The organism is Bradyrhizobium sp. Rc2d (genome assembly GCF_900099855.1).
In the GTDB taxonomy this organism is placed as follows: Bacteria; Pseudomonadota; Alphaproteobacteria; order Rhizobiales; family Xanthobacteraceae; genus Bradyrhizobium.
Genome location: NZ_FNCU01000017.1, coordinates 143,191 through 160,805 on the forward strand (window position 1 = coordinate 143,191; position 17,615 = coordinate 160,805).

The 17,615-nt window shown below is 64.8% G+C and carries 19 protein-coding genes; 9 read left to right on the plus strand and 10 right to left on the minus strand.

Features of this window, described 5'->3' with window-relative positions:
* Positions 1-3 precede the first annotated feature (3 nt).
* From BLV07_RS22015 to BLV07_RS22025, 3 genes are all read left to right on the plus strand, one after another.
* Entirely contained in the window at positions 4-882 is an 879-nt protein-coding gene (locus tag BLV07_RS22015) for an ABC transporter permease (protein ID WP_091889447.1), read from the plus strand.
* A gap of 21 nt (positions 883-903) precedes the next feature.
* Positions 904-1,635 (plus strand): aspartate/glutamate racemase family protein, encoded by a 732-nt coding sequence (locus BLV07_RS22020; RefSeq protein ID WP_091889449.1) that lies wholly within the window; start codon positions 904-906, stop codon positions 1,633-1,635.
* A gap of 176 nt (positions 1,636-1,811) precedes the next feature.
* Entirely contained in the window at positions 1,812-2,306 is a 495-nt protein-coding gene (locus tag BLV07_RS22025; RefSeq protein WP_091889517.1) for a hypothetical protein, read from the plus strand.
* Positions 2,307-2,501: 195 nt separating this feature from the next.
* Here the strand turns inward: BLV07_RS22025 and BLV07_RS22030 are convergent, their stop codons facing one another.
* Together BLV07_RS22030 and BLV07_RS22035 are read right to left on the minus strand one after the other, a co-directional pair.
* Positions 2,502-2,855, minus strand: a complete 354-nt coding sequence (locus BLV07_RS22030; protein WP_091889450.1) for a hypothetical protein — start codon at positions 2,853-2,855, stop codon at positions 2,502-2,504.
* Positions 2,856-2,958: 103 nt separating this feature from the next.
* Entirely contained in the window at positions 2,959-3,288 is a 330-nt protein-coding gene (locus BLV07_RS22035) for a hypothetical protein (RefSeq protein ID WP_244551168.1), read from the minus strand.
* Between the two features lie 112 nt (positions 3,289-3,400).
* Here BLV07_RS22035 and BLV07_RS47695 point away from each other — a divergent pair, with 112 nt between their 5' ends.
* Positions 3,401-3,574, plus strand: coding sequence for a hypothetical protein (locus BLV07_RS47695; RefSeq protein WP_176945685.1), 174 nt, complete (start codon positions 3,401-3,403; stop codon positions 3,572-3,574).
* A gap of 57 nt (positions 3,575-3,631) precedes the next feature.
* Here BLV07_RS47695 and BLV07_RS22040 read toward each other — a convergent pair whose 3' ends face one another.
* The 3 genes from BLV07_RS22040 to BLV07_RS22050 form a co-directional block, all read right to left on the minus strand.
* Positions 3,632-5,326, minus strand: coding sequence for a PAS-domain containing protein (locus tag BLV07_RS22040; RefSeq protein ID WP_091889452.1), 1,695 nt, complete (start codon positions 5,324-5,326; stop codon positions 3,632-3,634).
* Between the two features lie 129 nt (positions 5,327-5,455).
* Positions 5,456-5,986: a gamma carbonic anhydrase family protein gene (locus tag BLV07_RS22045; RefSeq protein WP_091889454.1), complete on the minus strand. Its 531-nt coding sequence runs from the start codon at positions 5,984-5,986 to the stop codon at positions 5,456-5,458.
* A gap of 127 nt (positions 5,987-6,113) precedes the next feature.
* Positions 6,114-6,443, minus strand: a complete 330-nt coding sequence (locus tag BLV07_RS22050) for a DUF6949 family protein (protein ID WP_091889455.1) — start codon at positions 6,441-6,443, stop codon at positions 6,114-6,116.
* A gap of 220 nt (positions 6,444-6,663) precedes the next feature.
* Here BLV07_RS22050 and BLV07_RS22055 point away from each other — a divergent pair, with 220 nt between their 5' ends.
* Entirely contained in the window at positions 6,664-7,371 is a 708-nt protein-coding gene (locus BLV07_RS22055; protein ID WP_091889457.1) for a hypothetical protein, read from the plus strand.
* Positions 7,372-7,663: 292 nt separating this feature from the next.
* Here BLV07_RS22055 and BLV07_RS22060 read toward each other — a convergent pair whose 3' ends face one another.
* Positions 7,664-8,479 carry an AraC family transcriptional regulator gene (locus BLV07_RS22060; RefSeq protein ID WP_244551169.1) on the minus strand — a complete coding sequence of 272 codons (816 nt, stop codon included), beginning with the start codon at positions 8,477-8,479 and terminating at the stop codon, positions 7,664-7,666.
* 279 nt (positions 8,480-8,758) lie between these two features.
* Between BLV07_RS22060 and BLV07_RS22065 the strand changes: the two genes are divergently transcribed.
* The 3 genes from BLV07_RS22065 to BLV07_RS22075 are packed head-to-tail and all read left to right on the plus strand — an operon-like array spanning position 8,759 to position 12,506.
* Entirely contained in the window at positions 8,759-10,885 is a 2,127-nt protein-coding gene (locus BLV07_RS22065) for a molybdopterin-containing oxidoreductase family protein (RefSeq protein WP_091889459.1), read from the plus strand.
* Positions 10,886-10,887: 2 nt separating this feature from the next.
* Positions 10,888-11,193, plus strand: coding sequence for a ferredoxin family protein (locus BLV07_RS22070; protein WP_091889461.1), 306 nt, complete (start codon positions 10,888-10,890; stop codon positions 11,191-11,193).
* Positions 11,190-12,506, plus strand: coding sequence for an FAD-dependent oxidoreductase (locus BLV07_RS22075; RefSeq protein ID WP_091889463.1), 1,317 nt, complete (start codon positions 11,190-11,192; stop codon positions 12,504-12,506). Before BLV07_RS22070 ends, BLV07_RS22075 begins: the two co-directional genes overlap by 4 nt.
* A 10-nt stretch (positions 12,507-12,516) precedes the next feature.
* Here BLV07_RS22075 and BLV07_RS22080 read toward each other — a convergent pair whose 3' ends face one another.
* A complete protein-coding gene (locus BLV07_RS22080; RefSeq protein ID WP_007602550.1) occupies positions 12,517-12,735 on the minus strand; it encodes a DUF3126 family protein in 219 nt (72 codons plus the stop codon).
* A gap of 130 nt (positions 12,736-12,865) precedes the next feature.
* Positions 12,866-13,690, minus strand: a complete 825-nt coding sequence (gene cysE / locus BLV07_RS22085) for a serine O-acetyltransferase (RefSeq protein WP_091889465.1) — start codon at positions 13,688-13,690, stop codon at positions 12,866-12,868.
* 276 nt (positions 13,691-13,966) lie between these two features.
* On the opposite strand from cysE, the gene BLV07_RS22090 reads away from it, so the two are divergent.
* Positions 13,967-15,343: a hypothetical protein gene (locus BLV07_RS22090; protein ID WP_176945686.1), complete on the plus strand. Its 1,377-nt coding sequence runs from the start codon at positions 13,967-13,969 to the stop codon at positions 15,341-15,343.
* Here the strand turns inward: BLV07_RS22090 and BLV07_RS22095 are convergent.
* Together BLV07_RS22095 and BLV07_RS22100 are read right to left on the minus strand one after the other, a co-directional pair.
* Positions 15,329-16,084, minus strand: a complete 756-nt coding sequence (locus BLV07_RS22095; protein ID WP_091889523.1) for an alpha/beta fold hydrolase — start codon at positions 16,082-16,084, stop codon at positions 15,329-15,331. The two genes, BLV07_RS22090 and BLV07_RS22095, sit on opposite strands and share 15 nt — an antisense overlap.
* Positions 16,085-16,249: 165 nt before the next feature.
* Entirely contained in the window at positions 16,250-17,386 is a 1,137-nt protein-coding gene (locus tag BLV07_RS22100; protein ID WP_091889467.1) for a hypothetical protein, read from the minus strand.
* Positions 17,387-17,615 lie beyond the last annotated feature (229 nt).

A 17,615-nucleotide genomic window follows, 5' to 3' on the forward strand; every position in this document is an offset into this window, starting at 1 on the left:
GCGATGAAGGAAGGACGCCCGCGCTCTTTCTACGTGCTCGCGATCTTCTTCGCGGCCTATGTGCTGTTCCTTTACGGCCCGATGATCGCGATCTACGTGCTGTCGTTCCAGGGACCGCAGGGCGGCCTCACCTTCCCGATGAACGGCGTTTCGACCTTCTGGCTGGTCAAATTGTTCGAGGGCACCGGCATCGTTGATCTCGGCGCCGCTTTCCGCCGCTCGCTGCTGCTCGGCCTCGTGGTGATGTCCGTCACAGTCGTGCTGTCGGTCGCGGCCGGCATGGCGTTCCGCAGGAAGTTCAGGGCGCAGAGTATCCTGTTCTACTCGGCGATCGCGAGCCTGATCGTGCCTTCGATCATCACCTCGCTCGGCATCTCGCTGGAATTCCGCATCATCGACGACTTGATCAAGGCGCATTGGAGCGAGAACTTCGAGACCTCGATGGGCCTGCTCACTTCGGGCTTAGGTGCGCACCTGACCTGGACGCTGCCGTTCGGCCTATTGATCATGTTCGCGATCTTCAACCGCTTCGATCCGCGCCTGGAGGAAGCCGCGCGCGATCTCGGCGCGACGCCGTGGCAAACGTTCCGTCATGTCGTGCTGCCGATCATCCTGCCGTCGGTGATCGGCATCGGCCTGTTCGGCTTCACGCTGTCCTGGGACGAGCTCGCCCGCTCCAGCCAGGCCATCGGTCCGGTGAACACGCTGCCGCTAGATCTCCAGGGCCTCACCACCACCGTGACGAAACCGGACATCTATGCGCTCGGCACGGTGATCTCAGCGGTATCGTTCGCAGTGATCACGCTTGCGCTCGGCACCATCCACATGCTCAACACGCGGCAGGCGGCCAAGGGCTCGGACGCCGGCAAGGGACTTGTCTGAGAAAGGGACTTGTCTGATCCGATGCGCCTTCACGTCGTCAATCCCAATACCACTGCGACGATGACGGCGAAGATCGCCGCTGCGGCGCGCAACGTCGCCCTGCCCGGCACCGCGATCGATGCGCGCCAGCCGGCGATGGGCCCGGTCTCGATCGAGGGTTTTTACGACGAGGCCTTCGCCGTGCCCGGCATGCTCGGCTGCATCCGCGAGGCTGATCGCGACGGCGCGGATGCGCACATCATCGCCTGCTTCGACGACACCGGCCTCGATGCCGCGCGCGCCGCCGCCAAGGCGCCGGTAATCGGCATCGGCGAAGCCGGCTTCCACATGGCGAGCCTGATCGCAGCGCGTTTTGGCGTGGTGACGACCCTCGGTGTCTCCATCGTGCCGATCGAACACAACTTGCGGAAATACGGCCTCGCCGAGCGCTGCGCCCGCGTCCGCGCCGCCGAGGTCCCCGTGCTCGCGCTGGAGGAGCGCAACGCCGATGCCATCGGCAAAATCTCCGCCGAGATCTCGGCCGCGATCCGCGACGACCGCGCGGAGGCGATCGTGCTCGGCTGCGCCGGCATGGCCGATCTCGCCAGCGAACTCGCCGCCACGCACGGCCTCCCAGTCGTCGACGGCGTCGCCGCCGCCGTGACGCTGGCGGAATCAGTGGTGCGGCTGGGACTGACGACGTCCCGACTCGGCCCCTATGCGACGCCTCGGTCGAAGACCTATTCCGGGCCGTTTTCGCCGTTTGAGCCCTGATCCGTGCCCTGAGAGGCCTTCGGAGGCCCTAAGATCCCCTGATTGCTGGTTTTTTCGCCCTTAGCCTCTTTTTGGTCCCATTCCTTGCCGAAACGTAAGGCTTTCGGGACGCCCCGGTGGCCTCTGGCCTGCCGGTCTTCGCCACGCACCAAGTTTCAATTTGGGCTTTGTTCGCGATGATCGATCTCGCACAGGACACACCGTCCACCCCCCTGCTTCGCCTCGGCGGCCAACCGATCGCGCTGACCGCCGCCGCACTTCTCCTGCTCATCGCCGGCGTGACCTCGATTGCGGTCTGGCGCGCCTATACCGGCGCGGCACCGGAAACCGACCGGGTGGTGGCATCGCGGCTGCTCCAAGCCCGCACGGCACAGGTGTCCGAGCAGCTGGTCGAGAAGACCAAGGGGCTGGAGGCGACTCAGCAGGAATCGATCGACCAGCTCCAGGTCGTGCAGGACCAGCTCCAGACCATGAAGCGACTGATGGCAGCACAGCAGGCCGACACCAAGCGCCTGTCCGAGCAGGTGGCGACGCTGAACGAGTCCATCGATAACTTGCGGCAGTCCTTTGCCAGCGCCCGGGCCACCGAGACTGAAACGCCCTCGGTTACCCGCAGGAAACCGGCGCGGCACCGCGTCCAGGCCAGCGAGCGCAAGCGTTCGCGGGGCTGAGCGGACCCCAGCGCGATTGGAACTTTATTTTCGCCACTTGTGAACTGGATCACATTCGCCCGTATGATTCCGCGCCATGCTCGCGGTTACCGGATGGCGTGAGCCGATTTCAATGTCCGGGGCTGGCAAGGTCGTTGACGGTATACTGCGTCAACGGCCTTGTTCTTTGATGGGCCCAGCCATTCGCCAAGGATGCTATTCGCAGACATCCACGCGGCGGTATCGCCATCCAGCTGGCGTCATGACCCGCTTCCGAACGACGTAACAGCCGCCATAGCCATCGTCGTAGCCGGCACCATAATAATAGGGGCTGCCGTAATAGGGATAGCCATAACCATAATAAGCGCCGTAGTAGCCGGCGCCGGCAAGGCCCGCGCCGATCGCAACGCCCGGCCAAAAGCCGCCGCCATGCCAATGGCCGTGCCCGCCATGGCCCCAGCCGCCACCGCCCCAGCCACCATGGCCGAAACCGCGCGCCTGGGCCACTTGCGGCGCCGACAGCCCGACCGCCGCGACGGCCAGCGTCGTCATGATCATCTTGCGTAACATCACTCGATCCTTCGCGTGGACACGCTCCACGCTTCAAAGCAGGATCAAGCTAACGTCGCTTGGGCATTTCGGACAGCCACGCTGACTCAATTCCGCACGAGCATCAGCAGCCGCGGCAGATGCTCTTCATCTTCTTGTCGAGCAGCCGGTTCTCGGCATTGACGGTGGCGTCCGCGGCGCCCGAGCCGGTGCCGATGGTGGCACCGGAGCCCGGACCAGATGATTGAGCCGTCCCCAGGCTGTTGGTCCCGGGCGGCGGAGCAGGCGAGTTGGCGACGCCCCCTGTCGGTCCCGCAGAGCTTCCGGTCGAACCCGCAGAGCCTCCGGTTGATCCGGCAGAGCCGCCGGTTGCCTGCGCGAATGAGGAGGCCGGCATCGCCGCGAGTGCGAGGATCACTATCATGGTCTTGGTTGCGGACGATCTGGCAGACATCGGAAATTCTCCCTTTGGGAAATTCTCCCTTTGCCGGTCAACCGCTGCGGCGAACACCTGTTCCGGAACAAATGCCGTCACGTCAGCTTGAAGGCGAGGAGGCCAAGTCACGATGACCGATCGCGATCCTTTTGCTGAAGGCGAGCGCGCCGCGCGCGAGAGCATCCCCGCCGAAGCCAATCCCTATTCGGACGGCAGCGACGAGCATGCGCTATGGGCCGCCGGCCACGAGAAGGTGGCAGGCGCGACCGAAGCGCGCGGATCCGAGGGACCGCGCGGATCGTAGGGACCGCGCGGATCCGAGGGACGCTGACGCCCCCCTCCGGATGGCGCGAGCCGGTCACTATGCGGCCGCCACCATGCTCTCGGTCCGGTCCTCGACCATGGTCACGAACATGTGGGACTCTTCGTCGGCGCCGCCGACCTGGATTCGACGAGCGCAGATTACGCGGCGCCCGCGGACGGGATTGTCGATGGTATCGATGATCGGCTCGAGCTGCTGCCGCTGAGCGAGAAGCTGCTGGTCGCGCCGCTCGATCAATTCGGCCGCCTCGACGGAGAACAACTCCCGTGCGGTCTTGCCGATGAGCTCGCCGCGCGACATGCCGATCATCTTCTCGGCAGCCTTGTTGACGAAGACGTAGCGCAAATTGCGCGCGTCCTTGGCGATGATGCCCTCGGCCACGTTCTCGATGATGGTCGCGAGGAAGCGCTCCATCCGCTCCAGGATACGCTGGCGCTGGCGCTGCTCGGTGACGTCCTCCTGCACCGACACCCAACCGCCGCCGTCCATCGGCCGCTCGTAGATCTTGATGATGCGGCCGTCGTTGAGGGAGATCTCGTAGGCCGTCGGCTCCCGCATGGCGATCCGGTCGCGCACCGCCCCGACATATTTCGTGACGTCGCCGCTGAACAGTCCGCTCTTGACTCGGTGCTGGAGGATTTCCTCGAGCGTCGATCCGGGCTGGATCGTCTCAGGCAGATTGTAGATCCGCCGGTAGTTGGCGTTCATCGCCACCACGTTGGCCTTGCCGTCCAGCATGATCAGGCCCTGCGGCATGCTGTTGATCGCGGCGGAGAGCTGCCACTTATTGGCCTGGTACTTGTCGTTGAACTTGTCGCGCTCGGTCATGGCCGCGTCGCGCGCCTGGGCGGTGCCGAGCTCGAGCTCCTCGAGCTCGAAGATGCGCGCCACCGCGTCGCGGAAATTCTGCACCGCGCGCGCAAGATGCCCGATCTCGTCGTGACGGCGCAGATGCGGCACTTCGCTCTTGACGTCGCCCTGCGCGATCCGGTCGGTCGCCTGCGTGATCTCGGCCAGCGCGCCGACCACCGAACTCCGCATGACGATGACGTTTAGTCCCGCAAGAATGAGCGCCGCCAGCCCGAGCGCGAACAGATAGGCGGCCGCATAGCGGTTCTCGTTGGCCAGCTCGTCCGCCTCGCGGGCGCGCTGATGATAGATGCGCTCGAGCGCCTCGATATCGCTGTTGAGCTTACTGCGCACCGTCCGGTTGGCGTCGTTGTCGCCCCATTCGCGCGCCGCGGCCGAGCTGATCTCCACTCCGCGCCGCACCAGCTCCTGACGGAAGTCGATGAACTGCGTGATCCGCTGCCGGAAGCTCGCGAACAGTTCGGCATCGTCGTCACCGACGTCCTTCTCCATGCTCTTCACGGCCTCGGCAAGCTCACGGTTGCGACGCAAGAGGCCGTCCGCGAACTGCTTCATCTTGCCGTGATCGGCCGTCATGTAGATGCCGCGCGACTCCATGACGATCGCATAGATCAGCGCATTGATGCGACCGACGTTGATCGCCGCCGCGGCCGAGGACGCATGCATGTGACGATAGGTCGTCTGCAAGCGCACCGACTGGATCGACATCACGAGCAGGAAGGTGGTGACGATCGCCAGGAAGCCGGCGATGCTGTAAACCTTCTCCGCGACCGTCAGCGTGTCGGCGCCGCGAACAAAACGAACGACTTTCTTCAGAAATTTGGTTCCGGCTCCGAAGCCGGATCCCAGCGCCGTCGCGTCCATGGCGCCGCTCCTCCTGGTTGAAAAGCTCAACGATAAGCGTGATCGCGCTAGCGGAGGATTAAAGGGCCCGCCTGTATTTTTACGGTACGGAACCATTGCCGTGGGGGCCAGGCACAGCCGGCGGGCATCTCAGCCGATCCGCTTCAAGCCCTTCTTGAAGCGCGGACCGTTGGCCACGTAGAACCTGGCCGCGCTTCCCATCTTCTGGACCTGGGCGTCATCGAGCGTGCGGATCACGCGCGCCGGCGAGCCGATGATCAGCGAGCGCTCGGGAAACTCCTTGCCCTCGGTGATGACGGAGCCGGCGCCGACGATGCTGTTGCGGCCGATCTTCGCGCCGTTCATCACGATCGCGCCCATGCCGACGAGCGCGCCCTCCTCGATGGTGCAGCCGTGCAGGATGACATTGTGGCCGACCGTGCAGTTCCTGCCGATGACAAGCGGAAAGCCGAGATCGGTGTGGCAGGTCGAGCCGTCCTGCACGTTGGCGCCCTCACCGATCTCGATCCACTCATTGTCGCCGCGCAGCACCGCGCCGAACCAGACGCTCGCGCCCGGCTTGAGGCGCACCCGGCCGATCACGGTGGCGGTCTCCGCGATAAAATAATTGCCGTCGGCGGGAAGGTCGGGCGCCTGCCCGTCGAGCTCGTAGATCGCCATGGAGGTCTCCTGTCAGGATGATCCTGGCATAGCGAAACGGCGGCCTGGACGCAAAGGGCCGCGACGGCACCCTGGGGAACGCAGAGCGTCCCGGGAAACGCAGGCGTCCCAGGGAAAGTCGGAGCCGTCAGCCCAGCACGCCCGCCGCGCGCAGCGTCATCAGGAAGAAGGTGCCGCTCATCATGCTCCAGAAGCCGGCGATGAGGGTCGCCATCATCACGAATTCGGCGCGGCGGCTTTCCACGCGCATGCCGCGCAGCGTGTTGCGCATGATGATGAAGGGCGCCGCGAAAACCAGGAACGGCACCGCCGCGAAAGTCTTCGGCGCCACGCCGTCCTGCAACAGGCCGAAGCCGGCGGGACGCTGCGCGACCGCCTGGTATCCGTTCACGAGCGCGCCCGCGAGCGCGAAACCGATGCAGATCGAGAAGAAGGTATTGAGAGCTTCAGGTGTCATCGGAACGGTCCGCCCTTACGCAACGCCAGCGTCTTCCTGTGACAAATAGTGCTGGTTAACGCTACATTATCCTTAAGAGAAGGTTAACGCCGCCCGCCGTCCGGCGCAGGGCTCTCCCCCTTTCCCGCAGCCGGGAACGCTGCGCGAAATCGCCGCCACATGGCATATTCGCCGATGATTCGTCGGCCAGCGGCCGACTTCGGCTTACCCTGCGCAATTCATGACGTTGTTTTCGGCAGCCTCCCCTCGCTCTCCCCGCACGCCCACCCGCGCGCACGTCGTCCCGATCGTGCTCAGCGGCGCGGCTGCGGCGTGCGCGGTGGCGCTGGTCGCCTATTTGCTGTGGCCGACCTGGGGCACGCGCGGTGCGAACGCCCCGGACAAGCTGCCGGTAAGCGTCGGCGGCACGCTGTTCAACCTGCCGACATCGGCGATCCGGATGAAGATCCAGCGCCACACCGGGCCGCAGGAGCGCATCGATCTCGACTTCCTCTATCCCTCGCTGGAGCCGCCCGGCGCACCGAAGCACGTCACCGCCGACACGGTGGAGGCGACGGTGCAATCGATCGATCGCATCTTCCTGTCGATCGCGGCCCATCACGATGCGCTCGCGCCCGAGCAGCGCACAGCCACGATCTATCCGCGCTATCTCGACCAGGCCGCGACCATGCCCGAAGAGGGCCTGACGATGCGGATGTTCCGCGCTGAGACCCCTTACGGCAGCGAGGACCTCTATTCCGCCGCAAGTCCCGCACTGACCGCGCGCTGCACCCGCGATGCGGCGACGCCCGGCATGTGCCTCTCCGAGCGCCGCGTCGGCGGCGCCGACCTCACCTTCCGCTTTCCGCGGAGCTGGCTGTCGCAGTGGCGTGACGTGGCAGAGGCGATGGAGAAGTTGACCGCGCAACTGCGCGGGCCGAAGGGGTGAGCGCGGCCGTGCGGCTGAGCCTCCAAAACAAAAACTGCGAAAACAACCCCATGCACAGTAGCCAAGCATTGGGTAGCCAAGCATTGGCACGATTTCGTATTTTGCGAATCGCACTTGACCCGTCGGGCAAAACAGGGGCATGATGGCATCATGCGGTGGCGGATTTTGAATGACGCGGCAACACCTCTTCCTCCCGGTGCCCAATTGCTTGGGCGCGAGTGGTTGGGGTTTGACGAGACCGGCCAGACCGCTCTGATCAGCTTGCCCCTGATGCCGTCCTCTGGCGGAAGCCTCAGTCTCGCCCCTTCTTCGCCCGATACAGGCTCGGCGTCGTCCCGACCGCCTTGCGGAAGGCGCGGTTGAAATTGGCCTGTGATGAAAATCCCGCGGCATAGGCGATGTCGACCAGCGGGCGATCGCTGGTGGACAGGAGCCGCTTGGCCAGATCGAGGCGGTGCCGGCTGACATATTCATGCGGCGCGGCGCCGGTCGCCGCCTTGAAGCTGCGGGAGAAATGCGCCGGGCTCATGCACGCCACCGATGCCAGATCCTTGACCGTGAACTCGCGCTCGACGGACGCCTCGATGAACTCCGTCACGCGCGACAGCCGTTTGGCGTCGAGTGGCCGCTGACCGGCGTTGATTTGCCGGAGTCGGACTGCAGTTGCCGAGTAGGTATGCACGAGATGGGCTGACAGCGCGCGCCCGAGACTTTCGATCAGGAGCCGGCCGGTGGAAGTCTCCTGTTCGAGCTCCTTCAGGATCTGGTCAGCAACGTGCTCGATGAACATGTCCTGATCGATGGTCTCGTAGCGGATCGAGATACCCGAGGGATCGATGTCCAGATCCCGGAGCATGGTGTCGTCGAACGGCTTGCCGGGGAGAAAGAGATGCAGGCATTCCTGCATCTGGTTCTCGACACGGATGAAGTCTTCGCGGATGCCGGCCGGGCAGAGCCAGACGGTGCCCTTTCGGCCGAAGGTGCGCTGCCGCATGCCTGCGCCTTCGCGATCGACGATCGAGTTGCCTCGCAGCAGAATTGCGATCTCGGTGTCGCGCGGCAATTGCGGCGGAAGATCGCCTGGCTCATGGCTCCATCGCTCGGCCAAGAGGTGTCCCCACCGCCGGTCATTGGACGTCTGAAGCATTCTGCCGGTAACATATTTATCGACAGAATTGCCGAGCATACCCATCGGAAATCTCCGTCAGATCACGCGATGTGTGGGTAGAAAGGTATTGCCGGGTCCAGCAATTAGCATGCCAGACATCCGGCCGGCCGTCCACGGGCCGAGAGCAGTCCGGGACAACAAGACCGCACATTTTGAAAAGCCAGGCCGCGCCCGCCGGCCGCATCCTTGACCGACTTGAATCGGGAAGCGGAGAGACCCATGGCCCGGACCACGGTAATAGGCGCGTGCCCCCACGACTGCCCGGACACCTGCTCCATCCTGACCACGGTCGAGGATGGCAAGGCCATCGCCGTCCGGGGCAATCCCGATCACCCCTTCACGCGCGGACGGCTCTGCGTGAAGGTCAACAACTACGAGGAGCGCGTCTACAGCGACAAGCGCGTCCTGTATCCCCTCAAACGCGTCGGACCGAAGGGCACCAAGCAGTTCCAGCGGATCTCCTGGGAGGAAGCGCTCGCGACCATCGCCTCGCGCTGGACATCCGTCATTGCCGAGCACGGTGCGCAGGCGATCCTGCCCTACAGCTATCTGGGCACGCAGGGCATCATCAATGGGCTGAACGTCGGCGATCCGCTCTTCAACAAGCTCGGCGCGACGGTTCTGGAGCGCACCTTCTGCGATTCCGCCTCGTGCACCGCGTACATGATGACGATCGGGCACACGCCGGGCGTCGATCCCGAAAGCTTCGTGCACTCGAAATACATCATCCTGTGGGCCTGCAACACACTGAGCACGAACTCGCACCACTGGCCGTTCATCGAGCAGGCGAAGAAGGCCGGTGCCAAGCTCGTGGTCATCGATCCCGTCCGCACCCGCACCGCACGCCTCGCCGACTGGCATATTCCGATCCGTCCCGGCACCGATGCTGCGCTGGCGCTCGCGATGATCCACGTCATCATCAAGGAGAATCTGGTCGATCGCGACTATGTCGACAAATACACCGTGGGCTACGACGAACTGGCCGAGCGGGCGTCCAGCTACACACCCGAATTCGCCTCGCAGGAAACCGGCATTCCCGTCGACGACATCCTCAAGCTGGCGCGGGAATATGCGACGACATCTCCGGCCGTCGTGCGCATTGGCGTCGCGGTCGAGCGGCATGCCGGCGGCGGTCAGACCGTGCGCGCGATCGCCTGTCTTCCGGGACTGATCGGCGCCTGGAAGCATGTCGGCGGCGGGCTGCTCCAGCTCCCGATCTGGGCGTTCCCGGTCAGATGGGACGTGCTGATGCGTCCCGATCTCCAGCCGGAGAAGATGCGCGTGCTCAATTCCTGGCGCCTTGGAGCGGCGCTGACGGGCGAGCTCGGCTTCGATCCGCCGATCAAGGCGCTGTTCGTCTACAACGCCAATCCAATGGCGATGGTGACCGAACAGGGCAAGCTCGAAAAGGGATTAGAACGCGAGGATCTTTTCACCGTCGTCAGCGAGCACTTCCTGACCGACACCGCCAAATACGCCGACATCGTTCTGCCCGCGACCACGCAGCTCGAGCAGAAGGACATCATGTTCTCCTGGGGGCACCTCTATCTGTCCTACAACAACCAGGCGATCGCGCCGCTCGGCGAAGCCGTGTCCAACACCGAGCTGTTCCGCAGGCTCGCGCGCGCGACGGCCATCACCGACCCGGCCTTCTTCCGGAGCGACGACGAGATCATCGAAGCCTCCCTCGACTGGAGCAGCCCGGTGCTCGCCGGGATCACGCTCGACGGCATCAAGGCCAAGGGCTATGCCCGCCTCAACATGCCCGCGCCGGCCGACTGGGCGCCGCACCGCGAGGGCAATTTTCCGACCGCATCGGGGAAGTGCGAGTTCAGCTCGACCATCGCCGGCGGCGGCAACTTCGTGGTGCCGCTGTTCCGCCAGGGCTACAATGGGGATCAGGACGCCGCGCCGGTCGATCCCCTGCCCCACTACATCCCGCCGAACGAGAACCCGCGCACGGCGCCCATGCTCGCGACGCGCTATCCGCTCAGCCTGATCTCGCCGAAGAGCCACGCCTTCCTGAATTCGAACTACGGCAACCTGCCGGCGCAAACCGCGCAGGCGGGCGAGGAGCAGGCGGTGCTCCTCAATCCGGACGATGCGGCACAGCGTGGCATCGTCGCGGGCGCGCCCATTCGCGTGTTCAACGACCGTGGCGCGTTCGAGGCCTTCGCGACCGTTTCGGCCGACGTCATGCCGGGTGTGGTGGTGGCGCCGTCCGGCTACTGGCAGCGGTCCAATCGCAAGGGCGCGACGGTTCACGTGCTGACGCCTCCCGCCTTCGCCGACCTCGGCCGTGCCCCGACATTCTCGGACATCCTCGTTCAGGTCAGCGGGGCCTGACGATGACATATGTGGTCACCGACAATTGCCGCGGCTGCCGATACACCGAATGCGTTACCGTCTGTCCCGTGGAGTGTTTCCACGTCGACGACACCATGACCTACATCGATCCGGAAAACTGCATCGATTGCGGTGGCTGCGCGCCGGCATGCCCGGTCGGCGCGATCGAGCCCGACTATCGCCTCGCCGCGGACAAGAAGTACTGGATAGACGTCAACCGCAAGCGCGCGACTGAAACTCCCGTCATCAGTGCGCGCCTGCCGGCTCTGCCGGGGGCCGATGAACGCAGGCAGGCGCTGGGCCGATGACGGGGGCCGCTGCAAACGAAGTTCGCATCGCCGTCGTCGGCAGCGGACCGAGCGGCTTCTACACCACCGAGGCCCTATTGCGCTCGGGCGTGCCCGTGGCTGTCGACATGTTCGAACGGCTCCCCGTGCCGTACGGGCTGGTGCGGTTCGGCGTTGCTCCCGACCATCCGAAGCTCAAGCAGGTCACAACGGCCTTCGACCGGATCGCCGCCATGCCCGGGTTTCGCTTCATCGGCGGCGTCACGATCGGAGACGACATCACGATCGACGAGCTGCGCGAGGCCTATGACGCCGTTGTGCTCGCGACAGGCGCGGACCTGAGCCGGGCGCTCGACATCCCCGGCGAAGCACTGCCGGGCAGCCACACGGCGGGCGATTTCGTCGCGTGGTACAATGGGCATCCGCAGTTTGCGGATCTGCGATTCGATCTTCATCATGAGACCGCGATCGTCATCGGCCATGGCAACGTCGCTCTCGACGTGGCGCGCATCCTCGCCAAGACCGCGGACGAGCTGCGCCGGACCGACATCGCACGCCACGCGCTCGACGTCCTGGCAGAGAGCCGGATTCGCGAAATCCACGTCATCGGCCGCGGCGGACCGGCGCAGGCCAAGTTCACCGCAAAGGAATTGCGTGACTTTCTCGAACTCGGCGCATGCGACACATGCGTCGACATGCGCAACGTCACCTCCGAAGAATTCGAGCCGCAGCGTCCCGACGATCCGGAGCTGACCGAAAAATTGTCGTTGCTGCGCGCGTTCTCGCGGGCGGCCGTGACGAAGCCGCGGCGTTGCGTTTTTCGATTTGGTCTGTCTCCCGTCGCGCTCCGAGGACGAGGCCGCCTGGAGGCCATCGCGTTCAAGCAAGGATCGGACGCAATCGAGGAGATCGCATGCGGCCTCTCGTTCAGCAGCGTCGGCCGGAAGACCACGCCTGTGGCCGGGGTTCCCTATGACGCGCATCGCGGCGTGCATGCGAACGTCGACGGACGTGTCGCAGTCGACGGTTCGGTGATCGAGGGCCTCTATGTCTGCGGATGGAGCAAGCGCGGGCCGAACGGCACGATCGGCACCAATCGCGGCTGCGGGATTGCCACCGCAGAGGCCGTCCTGGCGGATATCGCCCATCGACGGCCGCGCTCGGATACGCCTGACGCACTGCTTGCGCGCCTGACCGGCCGCGTCGCACGCATCGTGAGCTATCCGGATTGGGGCACGATCGACGCGGCCGAGAAGCGCAGGGGAGCCGTGCTCGGCAAGCCCCGGGAGAAGTTTGTCACGATCCCCGACATGCTCGCCGCGGTGGATGCGTGAGGCGCTACGCCTACTCCTGGTCGACTAGGTCGTCCTCGAGGATCGCCATCTGGAACTGGAACGAGCGGTCGTCGTCCTCGTCGTCGACGAAGAGCACGCCGATGAACTCCTCGCCGATATAGACCTCGGCGGAATCGTCCTTCTTCGGCCGCGGCACGACGCGAATCTTGGGATTGCCGAACACGCGCTTCAGATACGCGTCGAGCTTTCTCACTTCCTTGACGTCCACGGCAAGTCTCCAATCGAAATCTGGTTGGCGGGGTTTACGACGAGACGCGACGAACCGCCAGCATGAATTGCCAAAGAATTTTGGGACGGAAAGGGCCGGAAAATCCGGTCCCGTTCCGATCAAACGGAGATCAAAGTCCCATCGCGTTGATCATCTGATCCATGGTGCGCGACGGCTCGGCGCAGCCGGCTTCGCCGACGATCTTGGCGGGTACGCCCGCAACCGTGACGTTGTGCGGCACCGGCTTGACCACGACCGAGCCGGCGGCGATGCGTGCGCAATGGCCGATCTCGATGTTGCCGAGGATCTTTGCGCCGGCGCCGATCAGCACGCCGTGACGGATCTTCGGATGACGGTCCTCGTTCTCCTTGCCGGTGCCGCCGAGCGTGACGCCGTGCAGGATCGAGACGTCGTCCTCGATCACCGCCGTCTCACCGCAGACGAAGCCGGTGGCATGGTCGAGGAAGATGCCGCGGCCGATGCGCGCGGCGGGGTTGATGTCGGTCTGGAACACCGCCGACGACCGGCTCTGGAGGTAATACGCGAAATCCTTGCGGCCCTTCAGATAGAGCCAGTGTGCCAGGCGATGGGTCTGGATCGCATGAAAGCCCTTGAAGTAGAGCAAGGGATCGATGAAGCGCGAGGTCGCGGGATCGCGGTCGTAGACGGCGACGAGATCGGCGCGGAAGGCGTTGCCGAGATCGGGATCGTCGCGGAGCGCCTCGTCATAGGTCTGGCGTACGAGATCGCCCGACAGCGCGGAGTGATCGAGCCGGTCGGCGAGACGGTGAATCACGGAATTTTCGAGGCGGCTGTGATGCAGCACCGTCGAATAGATGAAGGTCGCAAGCTCGGGCTCGCGATGGACGATGTCCTCCGCCTCGCTCCGGATCCGGTCCCAGATCGGATCGAGCGATGCGAGCTTTCCTCCCGGATTGACCTGATGCACTGCCATGGGAATTGCTCTTTCGAATGGGCTGGTTTTGTTGGCTCTATAGCACAGTCTACGCGACAAAGTCCTGGCCGGCTTGCCTGAAAGTGAACAGTGCCTTGCCTTGCGAAAGCGCGCCAAGACATTGAAACACAAGACTTTCTTCTGACGCCCCCAAGCGGCAAGGTCGGCTCAAAGTGGTCAGAGTTTTGCCAAATTCAAGCCGGGCCGCATCAAACTATTGGTGAATTCTCCCCCAACCGTTATTGCGGGCATGGTCCGAGCGAGGACGGAACAGTTTTGAGCATCACTACCGACCAATTGCGCGCGCGCGCCGCGGGCTCGTTATGGCTGCGGCTGGCCGCAATGGCCCTGCCTCTCCTGATGATCGCGCCGGCGTTCTGGAACGGCTATCCATTGTTGCAATGGGATACCGGCGGCTATCTGGCGCGCTGGTACGAGGGCTATCTCGTCCCGAGCCGCTCCACCGTGTTCGGCCTCTATCTGCACTATGGCGAGAGTTTTGGTTTCTGGATCAATCTCGCGGTCCAGTCGCTGGCGACGCTGTGGCTGTTGCAGCTCAGCTTGCGCGTGCTCGGCCTGATGCAGACCTTCCGCTTCGTCGCGATCAGCCTGCTCCTGATCCTGTCGACCGCCCTGCCCTGGCTGGCGAGCATGCTGCTCACCGACATCTTTGCAGGGCTGTCGGTGCTGTCACTGTTCCTGCTGGTGATCGGAGCACACCGCACCTCGCGGCTCGAAAAAATCGCGCTGTTCGTCTTTACCGCCTTTGCCGCAGCGACCCACAGCGCAACGCTCGGCGTGCTGCTGGGTCTGTGCGTCGCCGGCTGGATGGCGCGGCCGCTCCTTAGGGCTCGCCTTCCGCTCGCGGGATTGGCGCTGGCGAGCCTCACCATCGTCGCGGGCGGCCTGATGCTGATGTCGGCGAATTATGCGCTGTCGGGCAAATGGACCTGGACGCCCGGCGGCTATGGCGTCGCCTTCGGCCGCATGATGCAGGACGGCATCGTTGCGCGCTATCTCAACAATCATTGCCCGCGCGAACGCTACAAGCTCTGCCCCTATCGCAACGAGCTGCCGGCGACCGCCGACGAGTTTCTGTGGGGCAAGAGCATGTTCAACACGCTCGGCCGCTTCGAAGGCCTGAACGAGGAGATGGGCTACATCGTCGTGCATTCGCTCGCGGACTATCCGGCCTGGCAGGCCGGCGCGGCGCTGCGGGCGATGGGGCAACAATTGCTGCATGTCGCAACCGGCGAAGGCACCAACGGCTGGATTCCGCACACCTACGGCATCATCGAGCGCTACATACCCGCGCAAGTCGCGCCGATGCGCGCGGCGCGGCAGCAGCACTGGGCCGTCAATTTCGACGACGTCAACTGGCTGCATATCCCCGTCGCACTGGCCTCGATGGCGGCGCTGGTCGGGCTGCTCGTGCATGCGCTCATGAGGCGCCGGCTCGACGATCTGACGCTGCTGGCAGCGACCGTGACACTGGCGCTGCTCGGCAACGCCTTCATCTGCGGCGTGATCTCCGGTCCGCACGACCGTTATGGCGCGCGGATGGTGTGGATTGCGACCTTCGTGGTGCTGACGGCGCTGTTTCGCGCGTTCGGCGACGAGGCGCCGGCGGACGAGACCTCAGCTGCGGCGTGAGAGGAAATCGAGCACGCCGGTCTTGTAGACCTTGTCGCCGACCGCCCGCATGTGATCGCGGCCCGGGATGTCGAGCACTTGCGCGCCCGGGATGATCGCGCCGAGTGCGCCGGCAGAGCCCGCGACGTCGTCGGCGGTGCCGACCGCAATCAGCACGGACACCTCGATGCGCGCGGCTTGCGCTCTCGTCATGAGCTCCCGCGTGCCGCGCAGGCAGGCGGCGAGCGCACGGCGGTCCGAGCGGGTCTGATCGGCAAAGGCGCGGAAGGTACGACCCACGGGATCGGTGACGTCGTCGAGCGAGGGTGCCTCCAGCGCCTTCGCGACGTTCTCGCCGGGGCCGGTGCCCTCGATCAGGCCGCCGATGCCGATGCCGCCGAGGATCGCCGAGCGCAGGCGCTGCGGCTCGTTGAGCGCGAGCCACGCCGCCATCCGTCCGCCCATCGAATAGCCCATGATGTCGGCCTGCGGGATGGCGAGATGATCCATCAACGCCAGCACGTCGCCGGCCATGACCGGGATCGAGTACTGCGCAGGCTCGTAGAGCTTCGCACTCTCGCCGTGGCCGCGATTGTCCAGCGCGACGACACGGCGGCCGTTCTTGCGCAGTTCCGAGACCCAGGTCGGATAGACCCAGTTCACGTTCTTGCTCGAGGCAAAGCCGTGCAAAAGAATGATCGGGTCGCCCTCGCCTTCGTCGAGATAGGCAATTTCAACGGCGCCGTTGTGGAAGCTCGGCATCATCAGTTCCGCAGGTCTGGAGGGGGAAAAGTCGATCTTAGAGCACGATCCGGACAAGTGTGCAGCGGTTTTTCCGCTCCGCAAACGCGGAACGCGTTTGCGCGGAGATCATGCTCAAACAATAGCCTCAAGCGCGGCTACGAATTACCTCAATCTCATCGCGCTTTAGGCCCTGAGGGCTGCATCCGCCAGAGCGGCCTCGGCGGCCATCTGCGCCCGGCGGAGCCGCCGCGCGCGCTTGCGATCGCACCAGGCCTGGGTCAGGCGCTCGGTGGTCGCCTTGATCGAGGACAACAGCCCAAACAGCGTCAGTGCCGCGCCGAACAGCCAGAGCGTCAGATCGAACGCACCGCCGATGAGGAGCAGCGCGCCGCGGCCAAGCAGTTTCATGATGGCGCGGGTCTTGCCGCCCTGCGCCTCCGCAAGCCGCGCCGCGCGCGCAACATCTTTCGGGCCGTCGGCGATCCGCAACGTGTCCATCGCCCCGCGCGTGCCGGTCTTTTCGGCGACGCGCGTCACGTCCTTGCCGAACCGAACCAGCGCGCCGGCCTTTTCGGCTCGGAACGCAGCCTTGATCGCGCTCACGGTCTCACCCGGCCGCAGCACCGAACCCTTGGCGACCGCGTTCTGAAGCATCGGCGTGTCGACGATCTCGCGCGCCGACCGGCCGGCCCATGCGGCAAGCCCCTCACCGAGCCGCCCCACCTTGCGCGCGTCCTTCACCAGCGTCAGCCCGGCGCGCACCGGCGCGGCACCACCGACCGAGACGTAGGTTGCTGCCGTCACCGCAAGGCCCGCCGCCGCAAGCCCCAGCACGAGCCGGTCGGTGTCCTCGCCCATGGCGAGGTGCTTGCCTTCCCGGACGACGTCCCTGATGTCGCCGATCACGAAGAGATCGCCGGCCACCGTTCCCGACAGGCTCGCGACGTCGTCGGCATTGCCGGTGACGAGACCGGTGGCAAATCGTTTGGCGAAATGGGAGGTGGAATTCTCGGCTTTCACCGCATCGTTGACGCGGCTCAGGAGATCGTCCGGCAGCGCGATGTTGCGGTCACGCGCGACCGCGACGAAGCTGTCGGCGAGATCGGCATCGCCCGCGGCGAGCGCAGCCTCGATGTTGTCCTGAACCAGGCGCTCGTTCTGCCGCAGCAGCGCATCGAGCTTGAGCTCGGAGAGCACGGCGGGATCGTCCTGGGCGGCGAGGACCGCGCCGGCCTCACGGGCATGCGGTGCTACCTGCGCGAGCATGAAGCTGCATGCCGCGACACCGGCCAACGCTGTGCTGATTCGCAGCCATTTCATGCGGAAAGCCTGGACGGTCCTAAAATCGCTGACGCCTGACGATTCGTCTTTCGTCGCAATTATGCTCGTCGACAGACATAGTATGCCAAAATTGCGACACAACGCCACCGACGAAAGAAGGGCTTCTCTCAGGCCTCAAGATTGTGTCGAATTTGCATGAGCAAATGAGCATGGGGCAATTGCGAACCTTTTGGTTCCGCTGGACTAGCAATCATCTGAACCCACCAGT

Excerpts from the sequence above, each read along its gene's own strand:
- BLV07_RS22015 (WP_091889447.1), top strand. The coding sequence starts at position 4 with ATGAAGGAAGGACGCCCGCGCTCTTTCTACGTGCTCGCGATCTTCTTC.
- BLV07_RS22020 (WP_091889449.1), top strand. The coding sequence starts at position 904 with ATGCGCCTTCACGTCGTCAATCCCAATACCACTGCGACGATGACGGCG.
- BLV07_RS22025 (WP_091889517.1), top strand. The coding sequence starts at position 1,812 with ATGATCGATCTCGCACAGGACACACCGTCCACCCCCCTGCTTCGCCTC.
- BLV07_RS22030 (WP_091889450.1), bottom strand. The coding sequence starts at position 2,855 with ATGTTACGCAAGATGATCATGACGACGCTGGCCGTCGCGGCGGTCGGG.
- BLV07_RS22035 (WP_244551168.1), bottom strand. The coding sequence starts at position 3,288 with ATGTCTGCCAGATCGTCCGCAACCAAGACCATGATAGTGATCCTCGCA.
- BLV07_RS47695 (WP_176945685.1), top strand. The coding sequence starts at position 3,401 with ATGACCGATCGCGATCCTTTTGCTGAAGGCGAGCGCGCCGCGCGCGAG.
- BLV07_RS22040 (WP_091889452.1), bottom strand. The coding sequence starts at position 5,326 with ATGGACGCGACGGCGCTGGGATCCGGCTTCGGAGCCGGAACCAAATTT.
- BLV07_RS22045 (WP_091889454.1), bottom strand. The coding sequence starts at position 5,986 with ATGGCGATCTACGAGCTCGACGGGCAGGCGCCCGACCTTCCCGCCGAC.
- BLV07_RS22050 (WP_091889455.1), bottom strand. The coding sequence starts at position 6,443 with ATGACACCTGAAGCTCTCAATACCTTCTTCTCGATCTGCATCGGTTTC.
- BLV07_RS22055 (WP_091889457.1), top strand. The coding sequence starts at position 6,664 with ATGACGTTGTTTTCGGCAGCCTCCCCTCGCTCTCCCCGCACGCCCACC.
- BLV07_RS22065 (WP_091889459.1), top strand. The coding sequence starts at position 8,759 with ATGGCCCGGACCACGGTAATAGGCGCGTGCCCCCACGACTGCCCGGAC.
- BLV07_RS22070 (WP_091889461.1), top strand. The coding sequence starts at position 10,888 with ATGACATATGTGGTCACCGACAATTGCCGCGGCTGCCGATACACCGAA.
- BLV07_RS22075 (WP_091889463.1), top strand. The coding sequence starts at position 11,190 with ATGACGGGGGCCGCTGCAAACGAAGTTCGCATCGCCGTCGTCGGCAGC.
- cysE (WP_091889465.1), bottom strand. The coding sequence starts at position 13,690 with ATGGCAGTGCATCAGGTCAATCCGGGAGGAAAGCTCGCATCGCTCGAT.
- BLV07_RS22095 (WP_091889523.1), bottom strand. The coding sequence starts at position 16,084 with ATGCCGAGCTTCCACAACGGCGCCGTTGAAATTGCCTATCTCGACGAA.
- BLV07_RS22100 (WP_091889467.1), bottom strand. The coding sequence starts at position 17,386 with ATGAAATGGCTGCGAATCAGCACAGCGTTGGCCGGTGTCGCGGCATGC.